Origin of the sequence: Halovenus marina, from assembly GCF_051414115.1 — an archaeon.
GTDB classification, from domain to species: Archaea; Halobacteriota; Halobacteria; order Halobacteriales; family Haloarculaceae; genus Halovenus; species Halovenus marina.
Genome location: NZ_JBLKNZ010000001.1, coordinates 881,180 through 896,833 on the forward strand (window position 1 = coordinate 881,180; position 15,654 = coordinate 896,833).

Annotated in this window: 19 protein-coding genes; 11 read left to right on the forward strand and 8 right to left on the reverse strand. The window is 62.9% G+C overall.

All coding sequences use genetic code 11. The annotated features are described in order from the left end of the window. Positions 1-52: 52 nt before the first annotated feature. The 4 genes from ACMGFL_RS04450 to ACMGFL_RS04465 form a co-directional block, all read right to left on the reverse strand. Positions 53-457: a DUF8057 family protein gene (locus ACMGFL_RS04450; RefSeq protein ID WP_436934331.1), complete on the reverse strand. Its 405-nt coding sequence runs from the start codon at positions 455-457 to the stop codon at positions 53-55. 37 nt (positions 458-494) lie between these two features. Beyond that, positions 495-1,181, reverse strand: a complete 687-nt coding sequence (locus ACMGFL_RS04455; protein WP_436934332.1) for an RAD55 family ATPase — start codon at positions 1,179-1,181, stop codon at positions 495-497. A gap of 108 nt (positions 1,182-1,289) precedes the next feature. Next, positions 1,290-2,015 (reverse strand): Nmad3 family putative nucleotide modification protein, encoded by a 726-nt coding sequence (locus tag ACMGFL_RS04460; RefSeq protein ID WP_436934333.1) that lies wholly within the window; start codon positions 2,013-2,015, stop codon positions 1,290-1,292. 3 nt (positions 2,016-2,018) lie between these two features. Continuing rightward, complete coding sequence (locus ACMGFL_RS04465) at positions 2,019-2,294, reverse strand: DUF7577 domain-containing protein (RefSeq protein WP_436934334.1); 276 nt, start codon at positions 2,292-2,294, stop codon at positions 2,019-2,021. A gap of 134 nt (positions 2,295-2,428) precedes the next feature. Between ACMGFL_RS04465 and ACMGFL_RS04470 the strand changes: the two genes are divergently transcribed. From ACMGFL_RS04470 to ACMGFL_RS04500, 7 genes are all read left to right on the forward strand, one after another. Further along, on the forward strand, positions 2,429-4,141 hold the full coding sequence (locus ACMGFL_RS04470) for an ABC transporter substrate-binding protein (protein ID WP_436934335.1): 1,713 nt from the start codon (positions 2,429-2,431) through the stop codon (positions 4,139-4,141). Positions 4,142-4,171: 30 nt separating this feature from the next. After that, positions 4,172-5,116 (forward strand): ABC transporter permease, encoded by a 945-nt coding sequence (locus ACMGFL_RS04475; protein WP_436934336.1) that lies wholly within the window; start codon positions 4,172-4,174, stop codon positions 5,114-5,116. Between the two features lie 6 nt (positions 5,117-5,122). Beyond that, positions 5,123-6,022 carry an ABC transporter permease gene (locus ACMGFL_RS04480; RefSeq protein ID WP_436934337.1) on the forward strand — a complete coding sequence of 300 codons (900 nt, stop codon included), beginning with the start codon at positions 5,123-5,125 and terminating at the stop codon, positions 6,020-6,022. Next, positions 6,019-7,281: an ABC transporter ATP-binding protein gene (locus ACMGFL_RS04485; protein ID WP_436934338.1), complete on the forward strand. Its 1,263-nt coding sequence runs from the start codon at positions 6,019-6,021 to the stop codon at positions 7,279-7,281. Before ACMGFL_RS04480 ends, ACMGFL_RS04485 begins: the two co-directional genes overlap by 4 nt. Further along, complete coding sequence (locus tag ACMGFL_RS04490) at positions 7,278-8,360, forward strand: ABC transporter ATP-binding protein (RefSeq protein WP_436934339.1); 1,083 nt, start codon at positions 7,278-7,280, stop codon at positions 8,358-8,360. Before ACMGFL_RS04485 ends, ACMGFL_RS04490 begins: the two co-directional genes overlap by 4 nt. A 91-nt stretch (positions 8,361-8,451) precedes the next feature. Beyond that, positions 8,452-8,610, forward strand: a complete 159-nt coding sequence (locus tag ACMGFL_RS04495; protein WP_436934340.1) for a DUF7559 family protein — start codon at positions 8,452-8,454, stop codon at positions 8,608-8,610. Beyond that, positions 8,607-9,089: an Hsp20/alpha crystallin family protein gene (locus tag ACMGFL_RS04500; RefSeq protein ID WP_436934341.1), complete on the forward strand. Its 483-nt coding sequence runs from the start codon at positions 8,607-8,609 to the stop codon at positions 9,087-9,089. The genes ACMGFL_RS04495 and ACMGFL_RS04500 overlap by 4 nt, the downstream gene beginning before the upstream one ends. A 33-nt stretch (positions 9,090-9,122) precedes the next feature. On the opposite strand, the gene ACMGFL_RS04505 is transcribed toward ACMGFL_RS04500, so the two are convergent. Then, the gene (locus ACMGFL_RS04505) at positions 9,123-9,938 is read right to left on the reverse strand and encodes an alpha/beta fold hydrolase (protein WP_436934342.1); all 816 of its coding nucleotides are present in this window, start codon (positions 9,936-9,938) and stop codon (positions 9,123-9,125) included. A 59-nt stretch (positions 9,939-9,997) separates the two neighbouring features. Next, positions 9,998-12,775 (reverse strand): alanine--tRNA ligase, encoded by a 2,778-nt coding sequence (gene alaS, locus ACMGFL_RS04510; protein WP_436934343.1) that lies wholly within the window; start codon positions 12,773-12,775, stop codon positions 9,998-10,000. A gap of 183 nt (positions 12,776-12,958) precedes the next feature. Between alaS and ACMGFL_RS04515 the strand changes: the two genes are divergently transcribed. Beyond that, positions 12,959-13,234, forward strand: a complete 276-nt coding sequence (locus tag ACMGFL_RS04515; protein WP_436934344.1) for a type II toxin-antitoxin system HicB family antitoxin — start codon at positions 12,959-12,961, stop codon at positions 13,232-13,234. 2 nt (positions 13,235-13,236) lie between these two features. Next, positions 13,237-13,494 (forward strand): type II toxin-antitoxin system HicA family toxin, encoded by a 258-nt coding sequence (locus ACMGFL_RS04520; RefSeq protein WP_436934345.1) that lies wholly within the window; start codon positions 13,237-13,239, stop codon positions 13,492-13,494. A 106-nt stretch (positions 13,495-13,600) separates the two neighbouring features. On the opposite strand, the gene ACMGFL_RS04525 is transcribed toward ACMGFL_RS04520, so the two are convergent. Beyond that, positions 13,601-14,581, reverse strand: a complete 981-nt coding sequence (locus ACMGFL_RS04525) for a replication factor C small subunit (RefSeq protein WP_436934346.1) — start codon at positions 14,579-14,581, stop codon at positions 13,601-13,603. Between the two features lie 100 nt (positions 14,582-14,681). Between ACMGFL_RS04525 and ACMGFL_RS04530 the strand changes: the two genes are divergently transcribed. Both ACMGFL_RS04530 and ACMGFL_RS04535 read left to right on the forward strand, forming a co-directional pair. Further along, on the forward strand, positions 14,682-14,888 hold the full coding sequence (locus ACMGFL_RS04530) for a ubiquitin-like small modifier protein SAMP2 (protein WP_436934347.1): 207 nt from the start codon (positions 14,682-14,684) through the stop codon (positions 14,886-14,888). A 6-nt stretch (positions 14,889-14,894) separates the two neighbouring features. Further along, a complete protein-coding gene (locus tag ACMGFL_RS04535) occupies positions 14,895-15,284 on the forward strand; it encodes a GNAT family N-acetyltransferase (RefSeq protein WP_436934348.1) in 390 nt (129 codons plus the stop codon). A gap of 123 nt (positions 15,285-15,407) precedes the next feature. Here ACMGFL_RS04535 and ACMGFL_RS04540 read toward each other — a convergent pair whose 3' ends face one another. After that, positions 15,408-15,557 (reverse strand): DUF7563 family protein, encoded by a 150-nt coding sequence (locus tag ACMGFL_RS04540; RefSeq protein WP_436934349.1) that lies wholly within the window; start codon positions 15,555-15,557, stop codon positions 15,408-15,410. Positions 15,558-15,654 lie beyond the last annotated feature (97 nt).

Here is a 15,654-nt window from a genome sequence, read left to right on the forward strand (position 1 = left end):
ATTTCAAGGCCCGGAACCTGTGTGCTCGTCGTGCACTGACGAGATAGTCCGTTCAGTCTTTATCCAGAAAACTCGGCCGTTCGACCGCGTCGGTGTGGTCGAGGTTCGGCCGGTCGAGCACATCAGGTTCCGACAGTGATTCTGGGAGCCCTGTTCGACCGCCGGTCGACGTGCCGTCGGGGTCGCCCTCCCCGACGAGTTCCGCCCAAACTTGCTCGTCTTCGGGGTCGGATCGCTCGACAGAGAGATCCCGTCCCTCGTTTTTCCCTTCGTCGAAGGCCAGGTCGAGGACGCTCCTGTCGTATGCGGAGTTCATCTCCGCACGCAGGGCGTCCAGTTCGTCCGGGTGGTACTCCCCCAGCGTGGTCGCGACACCGAGCGCGTACGCACGTTCGATCGCCTCGGTCTTGTCGAGGCTGTCCCAGTCCGTTCCGAAGGCACGCTCGTATCTGCTCATTATCCTGGTGTGACCTCTCTGGATGGAGGGTCGCACGTCATCCTTGCACCTTCCTGTCAGTGTGGACTCGCAAGCCCTGGTCGGAGAATGACAGCTCGCGGATGTCGCTGTCGATTGCCGTCCCGCGCATCTTGATCACCTGTACGCCCCGGGTCATCCCGCCGGAATCCAGGAAGTTATGGAAGAAGATGACCCCGTGTGCCAGATAGTGCTCGTCGGAGTACGACGTCGGGTCGGTCATCTCCGAGATCAACAGGATTGTGGCCTCGGTCTGTTTCAGCGCCGAGAGGAATCCGGTTATCTCGTCGGACATATCCGAGAAGAAGTGTTGCAGGAGCATCGTCGAGTCGATGACACAGTGGTCGATCCCGTTCGATTCGATGAAAGCGACCAGCCGGTTCGTCAATCCGCCGTCGGTCCCGAACTGGGTGATCGTTCGCTTGCCCGCTTCGGTCACGAGATTGAGAAACTGCAACTGGTCGGACTGCATCGCCCGGTCGAAGCCAAACTCGAACCCCGACATGTCCTCGCTGAGTTCCTCTTTGGTCTCGTGCATCGTGACGTACAGACACTCCTTGCCCTCCTTCACGCCCTGTGTGATAAACTGCGAGCAAAACGTGGTCTTCCCACTTCCCGGCGGGCCGCTGACGACGTACAGCCGGTCCTTCAACAGCCCTCCCTCGACAAGGTCATCGAATCCGGGTACACCACTCGAAACGCGCATACATACACCAGGGGGTGCCCATAGTATAGTTGTTGGCTCGGACTATCAGCGTTGATAATCCACTCACCCGAAGATACCGCGGGACTGCACCCGAACGTTTCCCGAGTATCAGCGCTTGTCTCCTTCGATGACCTGGCTCGGATCCGCCGGGAGGTCGAGCAACTGCTCGGTCGCTGCCGCGTCGAATCTGAGCGGCCGTCGCCACCACGGCCCCTTTCCGGAGTCCTCGGACAGGTCCGTCACCAGCCAGCCCGGTTCTGTGCCACCTGTCGGTGTACTCAGCGGAATCGCTCTGTCGTACAGCATCGACTGCTCGGGATCACCGACGAGCAACACGCGGGCGTCGAACGGGTCGCGTTTGACGTGGGCGTTGGACGCGAACACCTGTCGACGCTCGGGCGAGAGTGTCTGATACTCGTCGCCAGTCACCGGATCGCGGGCCAGCCGAAACTGCCCGATGAGAAACGCGCCCCACTCGGGCGGGAGCCACGTCGCGGGTTCGGTGACCGAGAGCGTGGCGTAGAAAAAGACGTACGACCCCGCAGACAGTTCGGAGAGCGGCCCGGCCTTGACCGCGTAGTCGTCGCCGTAGGTGTATCGTTCGCAGTGGGGGTACTCCGCAAACTCAGGGTCGAGATGCACCGGCGTTTCGTGTACTCGCTCTGGAATCGAGATGTCGAGTCCCTCGATGATGTCACCGTACGTCGGGACCGGTTCGCTCGTCTGCTTCGACTCGGGAATCGGGAGGTACACGAAGGAACCGTCGGAACGCACTGGCCCACGAAACCCCGGTTCGTTCGTGTTTGCGCCGACGTTGATCGCGATGCTGTCCATCGCTCACCGGAGTTTCGTGCCGCACTCGCCACAGAACCGGAACATCTGGTGGTTCTCGTTGTACGCTCCACAGCTCTCACAGTGGAGATACTCCTCGTCGCCCTCCGGCGGTTCAGTCCGACGTGCCGACCGTTCGACGGGGCGTGCTCGCTGCTCCCCCGGCGAATCAGGTGTCGCGCTCTCCGTCGTGGAGTCCCCGGTCACAAAGTACCGATAGAGATAGACCTGGAGCAACACGAACCCGAGGACGTACGCCGCGAGCCACGCCCACATCTCCATACCACTCCTATGGTGTCACGGTATTTGGAAGTTGGCCTTCCAAGCCACTGCCTGTCGCGTTTCTGATTTTTTCGTGACAATCTGTATATTAATCCACGGGGTGGTTTTAAATATATAGACTGATAATGCCGGATATGGCAGATCACAACAAGTTCTCGGTCCCCAGCAGTTCCCGCCGACGAATCCTCTCGGCGGTTGGTACCGGCTCCCTGGTCGCGCTCGCTGGCTGTAGTGGCGATGATGGCGACGATGGCAGCGGCGATGGATCCGGTGACGGGAGTGGTGACGGATCTGGAGACGGCAGCGGTGACGGATCCGGCGACGGAAGCGGTGATGGCAGCGGCGATGGCTCCGGTGATGGGAGCGGCGACGATGGGTCGAACGGTGGGCCGCCGACGGGTGGCACGCTCCAGGTGGCCAGCGCTGGCGACCCGGAGAACCTCGACCCGCACACGTCGACGATAAACGTCGCACAGCTCGCCTTCGAGAACGTGATGGAGGGGCTGTTCGACATCAACGCCCAACTCGAAGTCGAACCGCTGCTCGCCTCCGACTACCAGGTGAGCGACGACAACCTCGAATACACCATCCAGCTCAAAGAGGGCGTTCAGTTCCACGAGCCGATCGGCGGCGAGTTGACTGCAGCCGACGTCGAGTACACGATCAATCGGATCCTCGACCCGGACCTGGGTTCACCGCGTGCGGCGAACTTCCAGCTGGTCGAGAACATCGAGCCGATGGGCGATTACGAGATCCGATTCACCCTCTCGGAGCCGTTCGCACCGTTCCTGGTCGCGTTCACCGAGGGGGCGTATATCGTCCCTGCAGATGCTGAGGAGGAGGTCGACCTGCAGCAGAACCCTGTCGGAACCGGGCCCTTTAGCTTCGAGAACTACAGCGTCAACGAGGTACTCGAACTCCAGCGGTTCGACGACTATCATCAGGATGGGATGCCCCTCCTGGACAGCGTCAACTTCAATGTCGTCCCCGAAGCGGCCACACGGTCGACGCGGCTTAGCACCGGCGAATCCCACGTCATGTACGGCGTTCCATTCCAGAACGCCAACAACATCGACAGCGGGAGCGATACGCGAGTCGAGTCGGTTCCGGCGCTCTGGAAACAGGGCTTCTGGTTCAACACGAACCAGGAACCGCTGGGTGACCGCCGAGTTCGGCAGGCGATCAACCACGCGATCAACCGCGAACAGTTCATCCAGGGGGTGCTGTTCGGCCGTGGCGAGGTCGTCGACTCGCCGGTACCGCCCACGAGCGCCTGGAATGACCTCATCGACACCGGTGAAACCGTCCAACAGGACATGGCACAGGCCGAACAGCTTCTCTCCGACGCTGGCTACTCCCCGTCTGATATCAGCCTCACGATCAAGGCCTCCCGAACGCCGGGGCCGACCTACGCCGACACGGCCACACTCATCAGCTCACAGCTCAGCCAGTTCGGTATTGACATGTCCATCGACATTATGGACTTCTCGACGTGGCTGCAGGAGGTCTGGGTGAACAACAACTTCGACCTCTCCGTGGGCTCGTGGTCGGGACGGATCGACCCCGACGGCTGGTACTACCGGCAGTACCACTCCGAGGGTGCGTGGAACCACTGGGGCTACGCGAACGAGGAGGTCGACCGGCTCGTCGAGGAGGGGCGTACGACGGTCGGCACCGAAGAGCGGGCCGAAATATACAGTCAGATCCAGAGTATCGTCTCCGAGGATCTGCCGATGACGTATCTCTACTTCCGCCAGGACCTGACCGGCCTCAGGAACGAGGTCGGCGGCTACGAGATGACGCCGGTCGAACAGGCGACCTTCCACGAAACCTACATCGAGGACTGACGTCCACACCCGGACCGCTCCGTTACCCATATGTACGGCTACATCCTCAAACGACTCGCGCAGTACATCCCCGTCCTGTTGGGTGTCAGCGTCATCGCCTTCCTGCTCGTTCACGTGCTCAGCGGCGACCCCGTCCGGACGATGCTCGGAACCGGGGCGACCGAAGAGCAGGTCGCCGCCGTGCGGACCCAACTCGGACTGAACGACCCGCTTCACATCCGCTATCTCGACTGGCTCGCAGGCGTCCTCCAGGGCGACTTCGGGACCTCGATCATGAGCGGCGAGGCCGTCTCGTCGATGATCGCGACGACGTTCCCGAAGACGCTCTGGCTCGCAATCGGTGCGACGGTCCTGTCGATCATCATCGGTATCCCCGCTGGCATCATCTCGGCGGTGCACCGCAACACCAAACTGGACTACGGAGCCACGCTGTTTGCCTTCACTGGCATCTCGATTCCGAACTTCTTTCTCGGAATCCTGCTCATCTTGCTGTTCGCGGAGTCGTTCCAGTGGCTCCCCTCCGGCGGGTTCGTCTCGCCGCTCGATGACCCGGTAGCCGGGTTCAAACACCTCATCCTCCCGTGGATCGCGCTCGGAACGGCCATCGCATCGATCGTCATGCGGATGATGCGGTCGAGTCTCATCGAGGTGATGAACGAGCAGTACATCGAGACGGCGACGGCGAAAGGACTGACCAAGGACCTGATCCAGAACAAACACGCGATTGCGAACGCGCTCATCCCGACGGTCACGGTCATCGGTCTCAACGTGGGCTACCTGCTCGGCGGCACCATCGTCATCGAGCAGGTGTTTGCGATCCCCGGATTCGGACAGCTGACGCTCGATGCCGTTCAGAACCGTGACTTCGTCGTCCTGCAAGGTGTGCTGCTCGTCACCGCATTCCTGTTCACCACAGTGAACTTCCTGGTGGATCTGGTCTACGCGTATCTGGATCCGCGGATCTCCTACGAGTGATCACAGATGGCAACAAACACTGAATCCGAACCGGACCAAACGGCGCAACGCTCCATCCTTCGCTCGTTTCTCCAGACGCTCGTCCACAACAAGTTGGCGCTTCTCGGGGCTGTGATCCTCTCGTTTATCACGCTGACCGCAGTCACCGTCCCGCTGATAATCGGATACGACCCCCAACAGACGAACCTGGCGATCATGCTGCAGTCGCCGTCTATCGATCACCCGCTCGGGACTGACCGCTACGGCCGGGACATCCTCGTTCGGGTTATCGTCGGGGCGCGAACCTCGCTGTTCGTCGCCTCGCTCGGCGTCGGCGTCGCGACGTTCGTCGGCGTCACGCTCGGGGCTATCTCGGGCTACTACGAGGGCGTCGTCGGCGAGAGCATCATGCGCTTTGCCGACATGATCTTCTCCTTCCCCGCCCTACTGCTCGCCCTGGCGCTCGTCGCCGTGCTCGGGCAGAACCAGTACAACGTCATCTTCGCGGTCGGGATCGTCTACTGGCCGATCTTCGCCCGGATCACCCGCGGGAGCGTCCTCTCGGTCAAGCAGGAGGACTTCGTGCAGGCCTCACAGGGGATCGGCGAACGCGACTACCGGATCATCTTCCGCGAGATTCTCCCGAACGTGACCGCGCCGATCATCGTGCAGGCGACGATCAGTCTGGCCGTGGCCATCCTGCTCGAAAGCGCGCTGTCCTTTCTCGGACTCGGCGTGCCCCCGCCGGACCCTTCGTGGGGGCGCATGCTGGCCCAGAGCCGGGACTTCATGACGCAGGCTCCCTGGTGGACGATTGCACCGGGGATGGCTATCGTCGTGACCGTACTGAGCCTCAACTTCGTCGGCGACGCGCTGCGGGACGCGCTCGACCCGCAGGAAGAGGAGTTGCTAGACACTGAACAATGACGACCCACGACACCACCGCTGAATCCGGCGAATCAACGCCCGACACTGATGGATCGCACGCTGAAAGTGACGAACCGCCCGCTGGAACCCCGTCGGAGCCGCTTCTCTCGATCGAGGATCTTTCCGTTCGTTTCCCCTCTCAGCGCGGTCCGATCGAAGCCATCTCTGAGATCGACATCGAAATCGGAGCGGGCGAGACGGTCGGACTGGTCGGCGAGAGCGGCAGCGGCAAGTCGGTCACGGCACGGAGCATCCTCCAGTTGTTCGAGTCCTCGGCGTCGCTCGACGGGACTGTTCGGTTCGACGGACAGAACCTGATCGACATGGACGAGGAGGACCTTCGATCGATTCGCGGAAACCGGATCTCGATGATCTTTCAGGACGCGGGTGCCGCGCTGAATCCCGTGCTGACGGTCGGCGACCAGGTTTCCGAGACGATCCGGATGCATCAGGACATCCCGGGAGAGAGCATCTCCCGACTGGAGCGAAACGCCTTCACGAGCCTGCTCCGCCCGAAGGACTGGCCGAAGCGCTTCGAGGAATCCTGGGAACGCACCGTCGAGTTGTTCGACAGAGTGGGCATTCCGGAACCGGACCGGCGTGCGCTCGAATACCCCCACGAGTACTCCGGCGGGATGCGCCAGCGCGCCATGATCGCGATGGCGCTTAGCTGTCAGCCGGAACTGCTGATCGCAGACGAACCGACGACTGCGCTCGACGTGACCATCGAAGCCCAGATTCTCGACCTGATCGAGGAACTGCAGGCGGAGTTCGGTTCCTCGGTGCTTTTCATCACCCACGACATGGGCGTCATCAACGAGGTCGCAGACCGGGTCGCGGTGATGTACGCGGGACGGGTCGTCGAAACCGGCCCGACGCGGGAACTGTTCGAGAACCCGAAACACCCGTACACGGAGGCCCTGCTCGAAAGCGTTCCGACCCTCGACGGGACGGAGTCGCTGGACCCGCTGCCGGGGAACGTCCCCGACCCGCAGAAGCGACCGTCTGGCTGTCCGTTCCGGACGCGCTGTCCGAGTGCAAACGCGGCCTGCGACTCGCGGTTCCCGCCGGTCTATCCTGTCGGACCCGACGACGACCCGGCGGCCGTGAGCGAACAGGGTTCGACGGAGATTCCCCCGCCGCGGCGGGCGGAGTCGTCCGACCACACCACTCGCTGTGTGCTGTACGGTGACGCAGATGCCTTACAGACGGCTGATCAGCCAGAATCGCCATCGGACGAGCGGGGTGAGTCCCGATGACCGTCAGCGGTAACGAGATAGACGCGACGACGCAGGTGTCCGACGACGATAGCGTCCTCGTCGCGGACGAACTCGAACGATATTACCAGTCCTCGGAGAGCATGCTCGCATCGCTGCTCCCGGGACGCGACCGGAAGGTGCGCGCCGTCGACGGCGTGTCACTGAATCTCCGGGAGGGGGAGACGTTCGGCCTCGTCGGTGAGAGTGGCTGTGGCAAGTCGACGCTCGGCCGGGTACTGGTGCGTCTCGACCGGCCGACCGGCGGGACGCTCACCTACCGCGGCGAGGACATCACCAACTCCTCGATGCGGCAACTCCGCCCGCTCAGAAGCGAGATCCAGTTCATCCATCAGGACCCCTCGTCGTCGCTCAACCCACGCAAGCGCGTCGAACAGATCCTCGAACGCTCCTTCGTGATCCACACCGACCTCACCGCGGAGGAGCGCTCTGCCAGGATCGACGAACTGCTCGAACAGGTCGGACTCGACCCGGCGAGACGGGAGAAGTACCCTCACGAACTCTCGGGCGGTCAGCAACAGCGCGTCGAGATTGCGCGCGCGCTGAGCGTCGATCCCACGCTGATCGTCGCCGACGAACCGACGAGCGCGCTTGACGTCACCGTGCAGGCGCAGATCCTGCAGCTCCTCGAAGAGATTCAGGCCGAGTTCGACCTCACGATGGTCTTTATTTCCCACGACCTTCGAACGATTCGCCACATCACTGACCGCGTCGGCGTGATGTATCTCGGCGAACTCGTCGAAGTCGGACCGACCGACGCCGTCTTCGAGTCGCCCTCACATCCCTACACCATGTCGCTGTTGCGCTCTGTGCCGACCGTCACCGGGACGAACCGCTCTCGCGTTCGACTGGAGGGGCAACCGCCGGACCCGGAAAACCCACCGAGCGGATGCAGATTCCACACCAGATGTCCCGTGGCTCAGGAGGTCTGTGGGGCCGTCGAACCGGTCGAGCGCTCCGCCGGAGAAAATCACACCCATCACTGCCACTTCGGGACTGTCGACCTGACCGAGGAACGCGTCGACGATCCATCGGAGCGCGTTCGAGAGTACCGGGAGTGAGCCTCGAACTCACGCTGGCTCTCAGTCGAACGCTGACCCGTGGCAGCGTTCAGCCACGGTATTGATTAGTCGCGCGCCCCTACGTGTCGGTATGCCCGCGACCCTCGAAGTCGTCTGCACCTCCGACGACTGTGAACTCGACATGTTCGAGTTGCACTACACCTACGATATGCCCGACAGCGTGACAGTCGAGGACTTCCAGTGCCCGTACTGTGGCGGCACGGACTGTCTCTCGGAGGTGACGCTGTGATTCGCGACATCGGTGAGTCGGTCGGCGAGGCAGTCTTCGAGACGGTCGGACGCGCCGTCAGCCGCGTCCAGGAAACCCGTCCCATCCCCGCCGACCTGCTCGAAAGCGACGACGCCTATCTCGTCGTCTTCGACGCGCCGGGAGCACAGGCCGAGGACGTGCAGGTGCGATTCGAGGACGGACGAGTCCACGTTCGTATCGACCGGTTCCGCGAGTTCTACGAGGGCTTCGAGATGCAGTTCCCCGGCCGCGGTCTCACACTCCATGGCAGCGTCGACCTCCCTGAGACGCCCGTTCGGGCGGCCGAGGCAACTGCCGAACTGCAAGACGACGGGACGCTTCACGTTCGCGTGCCGAAAGCAGACGAGGCCGCCGACAAGTCGGGTGATGCGAACGACGAACTGGACGAGACTGCCGACGAATCGGATGATGATGTCGCTGGTGAGCACGACGAACCGACTGACGGCGGCGACGAATAACCAGCTACCGCGTCACTCCCGCTCGACCACTGCTCAGACTTCGCCTGCTTCTACGCCGTCGAGAAACGCGATCACGCGGTCGTTGACGGCCCGAGCGTGCTCCGCAAAGCAGAGATGCCGCCCCTCTACCGCCTCGAAGGTCCCACGTGGCAACTCCTCAGCGAGCGTTCGTCCTGCTTCGACCGGCACTATCGGGTCCGCGAGTCCGTGACAGACGAGTGCCGGTTCGGTGTACTCGTACAGTGGGTCCGCCCGAAATTCGGTCGCGGCCGCGAGTTGGCGCTCGACGGTTCGCTCGTCCCCGTCCTCCTCCCGTCGCCACTCACAAATCTGCTCGACGGTGTCAGGATTGGCGTCGAGAAACGTCGGCGAGAATCCCGCTTCGAGTGAGGCGCGACACGCCTCTACGTCGTCAGACTGAGCGGTATCGTCCGGTCGCGCGTACAGTTGCCGCGCCGCCGGTTCGTCGATTCGGCTTCCGTCGTGTGTGGTCCCGAATGCCGTCAGCGACCGCCCGCGGTTGTAGTCGCTGAGGTACTGTAACGCGACCACCCCACCAAGCCCTGCTCCGACGAGATGCGCGCGTCTGACGTCGGCCGCGCGCAACACCGCTTCGAGGTCGCTCGCCATCCGTTCGATATCGCAGGCCGCGTTCGACTGCTCAGACTGGCCCACGCCGCGGTAGTCCCACACCACCGTCTCGTAGGGGCCAGCGAGCGCATCCACCTGAAAGCTCCACTGCCACGCGCCAAAGCCGATATCGCCGAGAAAGACGACAGTCTCGCCGCTCCCCGCTCGCTCGTAGTACAGTTCCACGCCGTCTACTCTGACTGTCGGCACAATAGCCATTCGCTGTCGAGGCTAAACAACCCCACGCACCGAGTGCTCGGTCGCGGTGGTTGGCTGTGTCAGTCCGCGTCCACACGTCGTCTGAGAATCTCTGGCGCGTCCTCCAGTGCGTCGTCGAGCGCATCGGCGTTCGGACCACCACCCTGTGCGAAATCGGGCGGGCCGCCGCCGCCGCCGCCGACGCGCTCTGCGAGTTCACCGACGACGCTCCCCGCGTCGACGGGCGACCCCTCGGGGACGGCGACGACGAACTGCGCGCCGTCCAGTCCAGAGCCGAGCACGGCGATTTTCCCCTCGTCGACGATGGCGTTTGCCGTCGCGCGGAGTTCGTCCATGTCGCCGTCGAGGCGGTCGATCACCGCCGTGGTGCCGTTCACGTCGATTTCGTTCTCGTCATCCCCGCCGCCGCTCGCTCGCGCGGTTGCGAGTTCCTCCTTGAGTTCGTCGATACGCTTGCCTCGTGCTTTCCACTCCTCGAAGAAGCGGCGAGCGGTCTCGGGCACCTCCTGTGGGTCGACGTCGAGTATCTCGCCTGCCTCGTAGAGTGCATCCTCGGTTCGCTGAGTCGCCTCGATTGCGGCGTCTCCGGCCGCGTAGGTCAGCCTGATGACGCCGTCCTGGATGCGCTCTGTGCCGAGAATCTTGATCGCGCCGACCTCGCCCGTCCGGGAGACGTGTGTGCCGCCACAGGCCTGTGAATCGTCGCCAGCGTGGATGAGTCTGATCTGCTCTCCCTGTGGGATCCCGCCCTGATAGATGTCGAAGCCGAACTGCGCCTCGGCCTCGTTGCGTTCGAGCCACTCCTGCTCGACAGGGGCGTTCTCCATGACGAGTTCGTTCGCGCGCATCTCGATTTGCTTGACCTGTTCGCGGTCGATCGATTCGTAGTGTTTGACGTCGAGACGGGCGCTGTGTTCACCCTTCTGTGCGCCTGCCTGCCGGATGTGTTCGCCGAGTACTTGCCGGGCCGCGTGACCAACGAGGTGGGTGGCAGTGTGGTGGCGCATATGTCTGCGACGCCGCGTCGCGTCGACGGTTCCGCGGACGAACTCGCCTTTTCCGGGGTCACCGTCGGTGCGGTGGACGACCACGCCGTCGTACTCCTGTACGTCCTCGACTTCGACGGTCACGTCGTCCGTCGAGAGCGTCCCGTGGTCGGCGGGCTGACCGCCGCCCTCGGGGTAGAACATCGTCTGGTCGAGCACCACGCCGTAGCCCTCCTCGCGCTCGCGCACGTCGAGTACCATCGCCTCGAACTCCAGTCGGTCCTGGCTCTCGTAGTACAGCTTGTCCGTTTCTGGGAGCTCCTCGAACTGTTCGACGTCGACGCTGTCAGCGTCTTCCTCCTCGTCGGATTCGCCCTCGTGGCGCTGTGCGACGAGCGCGTAGAAATCATCGGGCACGTCGACGGAGACACCGTGTTCGGCCGCAATCTCTTCGACCATGTCCGGCTGAATGCCGTGTGAGTCGTACAGTTCGATGAGTTCGTCGGCCGGAATCGGCTCACCCTCGCTTCTGTACTCCTCGGCGAGCGCCTCGACCCGGCGGCCGCCGCGTTCGAGTGTCTCGCGGTACGCCTCTACCTCCGTCCGCACCACGTCGCGGATAGTATCGCGGTTCTCGTAGCCGAGGCGCTCTGCCTGCATGTCGACCAGTTCGTCGAGCGGCGCGTCGACGCCGACGCCGTCGGCGAGTCGCTTCGTCCGGCGCAGCACCATCCGCGCCAGATAGCCGGTGCCGACGTTCGAGGGAACGATGCCGTCACCGAGCATGTACGCGAGCGTCCGCGAGTGGTCGGCAATAGCGTAGATGTCTTCGAGCGGCTCGACCAGATCGCGCAACTGGTCGACGTCGACGTCTAGCTGTGCGGCGATATCGCCGCGGGCGGCCTCCACGTCGTCGACGTCGTCGATGTCGAGGTTGCCCGAGAGGCGTGCCGCGTCGTGGATGATCGCCTGCTCCTCCTCGGTGTAGTCGATTCCGGCGTTGTCCTTGAGGAAGTCGAGCATCTCCGGGTAGATCGCCTCGTAGATTGTGGGGGTGCCCTGACTCATCCACGTCCAGCGTTCGAGACCGTAGCCGGTGTCTATCACCCGCCGGTCCATCCGGCTGTAGGTGTTCCCGTCTTTCATCTCGAACTCGCCGTCGGGGTCCTGCTCGAACTGCATGAAGACGAGCGTCGCGAGCTCGAGGCCCCGATAGATAACCTCGAAGGCCGGTCCGGCGTTGCCGCCGCCGACCCACGGGTCCTCGATGAGCGTCAGTTCGTCGATGTCTGCGCCGACCTCCTCCAGCAGTTCCACGCAGTACCGCACGCAGTCGTCCTTCCAGTAAACCTCGCCCTCGTAGGCGTAGCCGCTCCCCTCCTCGGCGTTGAACGCGTGATGGCCCATCATCTCGAATGCCATCGTGTGTCGCCCGGTCTTGCCGACGTTGTCGATGTCCTGCATCCGAATGCAGGGCTGACTGACCGCGAGCGGGTTGGCGGGCGGTGGCGACTGCCCGCTCGTCACGTGGGGCTGAAAGTCATAAATCGAGGCCTGCGTCAGAAGAACGTCGTCGCGCCAGCGGTTCGCCGCGACCGGGTAGGGGTCGATTCGCGCGTGGCCGTGCTCCTCGAAAAAGGAGAGAAACGTCTCGCGCATCTCCGCGAGCGTCATCTCCGTGTCGAAGCCGGGGTCGTCGATGAAGTCGTAGGACGCACAGGGTGGCTCCCCGCAGGTTGCTCTGGACTCGTCGCGCGTCCAGAAGTGGTCCCCACACTCGGTGCAGGTGAGCCGATGGAAGCCGTTGTCGGCGAAGTAATCGAGGTCGTACTCCTCGGCGAGGTCACTCATTGCCAGTACAGTGGTCCATCCCAGCGTAAAACAATTCCGGAGCTAGTCGCACGACGAACAGTCATCCGACCGTCTGATGCCGTCGGCTGTACCGACGAACTGTGTGATGCCGTTGCTGTCCCGACGAACTGCTCACGCGGGTTCCTCCGAAGCATTTTGTATCTTGACGCGCTACTGATGAGTATGGCCCGATCCGATCCGGGGGAGGCAGATACTCCGGAGCGAGAAATTCGCTTGCTGAAGAATCCGGATGGGCAGTGGACGGCTCGTGATCTTCGTCTCGGCGTCACTGCACAAGGAGCGAGTCGGGATGTCGCACTCGACAATCTCGACGCTGTTGTCGAGGCAGTGAACGGTGAGGGCGGTCGGACACCAACTGACGACGAAATTCGTGATCTTGGCGTTGATCCTGCGGTTGCCCGGTCACAGGACGACGATCTTCCCGATATTCTGGGGTAGTGATGGTGACGAAGGATTTCTCCGGTGAAGATGTGTACAACGTGCTGGTCAACGTCGGCGGCTTTCAGCACGTCCGGACTACCGGTGACCATCTCATTTTACGGTGGAATCCACCAGAAAGTCACGAGCAGACAGACACCCATATTGTGACCGTCCCGGCTCACGATTCGATCAGTATCGGGACCCTCCACGATATCGCCAAGGATGCAGGTGCAGACGATTTCGAGACGTTTTGCGAGTGGATCGACCAACACCGTTGAGTCCTCCCCGCACTAACACACGGGGGTTTGTGCCTGTTCATCCTCTGGTACAGACTGTTTACGGATCATTCGAGGCGAACGCCGTGTTCGTCAGAGTCGGTGGATGTCACCCACCGGTCTCGTCCAGCGCGAGCGACGCGAGCAGGGCTTCGAGCTGAATCCGCTCGTTTGCCCCCTCGGTGATGCGGTAGTCCGCCTCACCGATCCGGTCGAGGACGCGCACGGCCGCCTCGTCCTCCAGGTCGTACTCCCAGACTGAGCGGTGAAGCTGGTCGATGATGTCGCCGCCAGCGATCCCTTCGTCGGTCAGGAGTCGGTCGAGTTGCGAGCGCGCGGCGGTGAAATCGCCATCGAGCGCTCCCATGACCATCTCCTTGATCTCTTCCGGGCGGGCGGTGCTCGTTATCTCGAAGACGGCCTCCTCGTCGACGATATCGCCGGTGACGGCCGCGGCCTGGAGGCCGTTTATCGCCGCGCGCATGTCCCCGCTCGCGACGTAGACGAGCGCCTCGACGCCGTCGTCGGTCACCTCGATTCCTTCTGCCGCTGCGATTTTTCTGACCTGTGCCGAGATGGCCTCGTCCGGGAGCGGCGAGAACCGAAAGACCGCACAGCGTGACTGGATCGGGTCGATGATCTGCGAGGAGTAGTTACACGAGAGGATGAAGCGAACGTTGTTCGAGAACTGCTCCATCGTCCGGCGAAGCGCTGACTGGGCGTCTGACGTGAGCGCGTCAGCCTCGTCGAGGAATATTATTCGATGGTCGACGCCGCCAAATGAAGTCCGCGCGAAGCTTTTGATCCGGTCGCGAACCACATCGATGCCGCGCTCGTCCGAGGCGTTGAGTTCGAGGAAATGTTCCTCCCAGCCCTCGCCGTAGAGTTCGCGTGCGATGGCGACCGCACTCGTGGTCTTGCCGATGCCTGCGGGTCCGGAAAACAGCATGTGCGGCAGGTCGTTGCGCTCGACGTAGCTTTGCAGCCGCTCGGTGATCGTCTCCTGTCCGAGCACTTCGTCGAGCGTCTGCGGGCGATACTTTTCGAGCCAGATCTCCTCGCGCCCGCCAGCGGTGTCGGCCTCGCTCATAGGTACTGGAAGGCAGCCGTGGCTGATAAACAGTTCCCATCGCTGCGAGCATGCGACGGAAAAGCGACATTCTCAAGCCTCCGGCCCGACACGTTCGACCATGAGCGTCACTGTCGAGGTCGTCAACGAGGGGATCGAGGAGGTCGAAACTGACGACGGGGCGACGTTCGGGGACTTGCTCGACCCATTCGACGTGAGCGAACAGGAGATCATCGTTCTTGTCGACGGGCTTCCGGCCGCCCTCGATGCCGAGATGCCCGACGACGTGGACCAGGTTCGTGTCGTCCCCGCCACGCCGGGCGGCTGACACGGAATGGTCGCGTGCAGCGACGTCGAGGTTCGAGAGGCGCGTGCCGACGAACACCCCGACGTTCGGAACGTCATCGATGGGGCGATGCTCCAGGTCGGCGTCGAGAACCTGCCAGCGACGATCGACGCGGGAGACGTACTGGTTGCGGTCGACGGGACACGGATTGTCGGCGCGCTTGTGCTCGACGGGCGACGAATCGCCGCAGTAGCTGTCAGACGTCGCAGACGCGGTCAGGGGATCGGGTCTGCGCTTGTTGCGGCCGCGAAGAACCGGCGATGCCAGCTTTCCGTCTCGTTCGACGCCGACCGCCGTCCGTTCTGGACACAGTGTGGGTTCGAGGTCACCGGCACGTTCGATTCCTCTCGATTCGTCGCTCGCTGGCGCGGTCGCTGACCCGGTTCGATAGTGGTGGAACGGCGACCGTTAGGTACAGTTGAGACTGTCTCCGTTCCGCACCCCATCCCCCCGAGAACGGGGTGTCGTGATCCAGCCAGAGTGGGGTCCGCGGAGTCCGTGCTAATCCCCGTGGGCGCGCTCCTTTGTGACTTCTGCGATTCCCGCGTTGGCCGAGCAGCTCGGGCAAGCCCGAACGCGGCCGTGGTCGTCCCCGAAGACGCGGGCGAACCGATCCGACACGTGCGCGCCGCAGTGGTTACAGCTTGGCATCGTAATTCGGCCGGCAGTGTGGTGCCGACATATGATCATCGGCACCCCATCCCAATAGAGCCACTACCTAACAGCGTTGGTATCGATGACCGGCACC

Coding starts and splice junctions, on each gene's coding strand:
- ACMGFL_RS04490 (WP_436934339.1), top strand. CDS start 7,278: ATGACCGTCAGCGGTAACGAGATAGACGCGACGACGCAGGTGTCCGAC.
- ACMGFL_RS04540 (WP_436934349.1), bottom strand. CDS start 15,557: ATGCCAAGCTGTAACCACTGCGGCGCGCACGTGTCGGATCGGTTCGCC.
- ACMGFL_RS04515 (WP_436934344.1), top strand. CDS start 12,959: ATGGCCCGATCCGATCCGGGGGAGGCAGATACTCCGGAGCGAGAAATT.
- ACMGFL_RS04505 (WP_436934342.1), bottom strand. CDS start 9,938: ATGGCTATTGTGCCGACAGTCAGAGTAGACGGCGTGGAACTGTACTAC.
- ACMGFL_RS04525 (WP_436934346.1), bottom strand. CDS start 14,581: ATGAGCGAGGCCGACACCGCTGGCGGGCGCGAGGAGATCTGGCTCGAA.
- ACMGFL_RS04450 (WP_436934331.1), bottom strand. CDS start 457: ATGAGCAGATACGAGCGTGCCTTCGGAACGGACTGGGACAGCCTCGAC.
- ACMGFL_RS04465 (WP_436934334.1), bottom strand. CDS start 2,294: ATGGAGATGTGGGCGTGGCTCGCGGCGTACGTCCTCGGGTTCGTGTTG.
- ACMGFL_RS04455 (WP_436934332.1), bottom strand. CDS start 1,181: ATGCGCGTTTCGAGTGGTGTACCCGGATTCGATGACCTTGTCGAGGGA.
- ACMGFL_RS04470 (WP_436934335.1), top strand. CDS start 2,429: ATGGCAGATCACAACAAGTTCTCGGTCCCCAGCAGTTCCCGCCGACGA.
- ACMGFL_RS04530 (WP_436934347.1), top strand. CDS start 14,682: ATGAGCGTCACTGTCGAGGTCGTCAACGAGGGGATCGAGGAGGTCGAA.
- ACMGFL_RS04475 (WP_436934336.1), top strand. CDS start 4,172: ATGTACGGCTACATCCTCAAACGACTCGCGCAGTACATCCCCGTCCTG.
- ACMGFL_RS04535 (WP_436934348.1), top strand. CDS start 14,895: ATGGTCGCGTGCAGCGACGTCGAGGTTCGAGAGGCGCGTGCCGACGAA.
- ACMGFL_RS04460 (WP_436934333.1), bottom strand. CDS start 2,015: ATGGACAGCATCGCGATCAACGTCGGCGCAAACACGAACGAACCGGGG.
- ACMGFL_RS04520 (WP_436934345.1), top strand. CDS start 13,237: ATGGTGACGAAGGATTTCTCCGGTGAAGATGTGTACAACGTGCTGGTC.
- ACMGFL_RS04485 (WP_436934338.1), top strand. CDS start 6,019: ATGACGACCCACGACACCACCGCTGAATCCGGCGAATCAACGCCCGAC.
- alaS (WP_436934343.1), bottom strand. CDS start 12,775: ATGAGTGACCTCGCCGAGGAGTACGACCTCGATTACTTCGCCGACAAC.
- ACMGFL_RS04495 (WP_436934340.1), top strand. CDS start 8,452: ATGCCCGCGACCCTCGAAGTCGTCTGCACCTCCGACGACTGTGAACTC.
- ACMGFL_RS04480 (WP_436934337.1), top strand. CDS start 5,123: ATGGCAACAAACACTGAATCCGAACCGGACCAAACGGCGCAACGCTCC.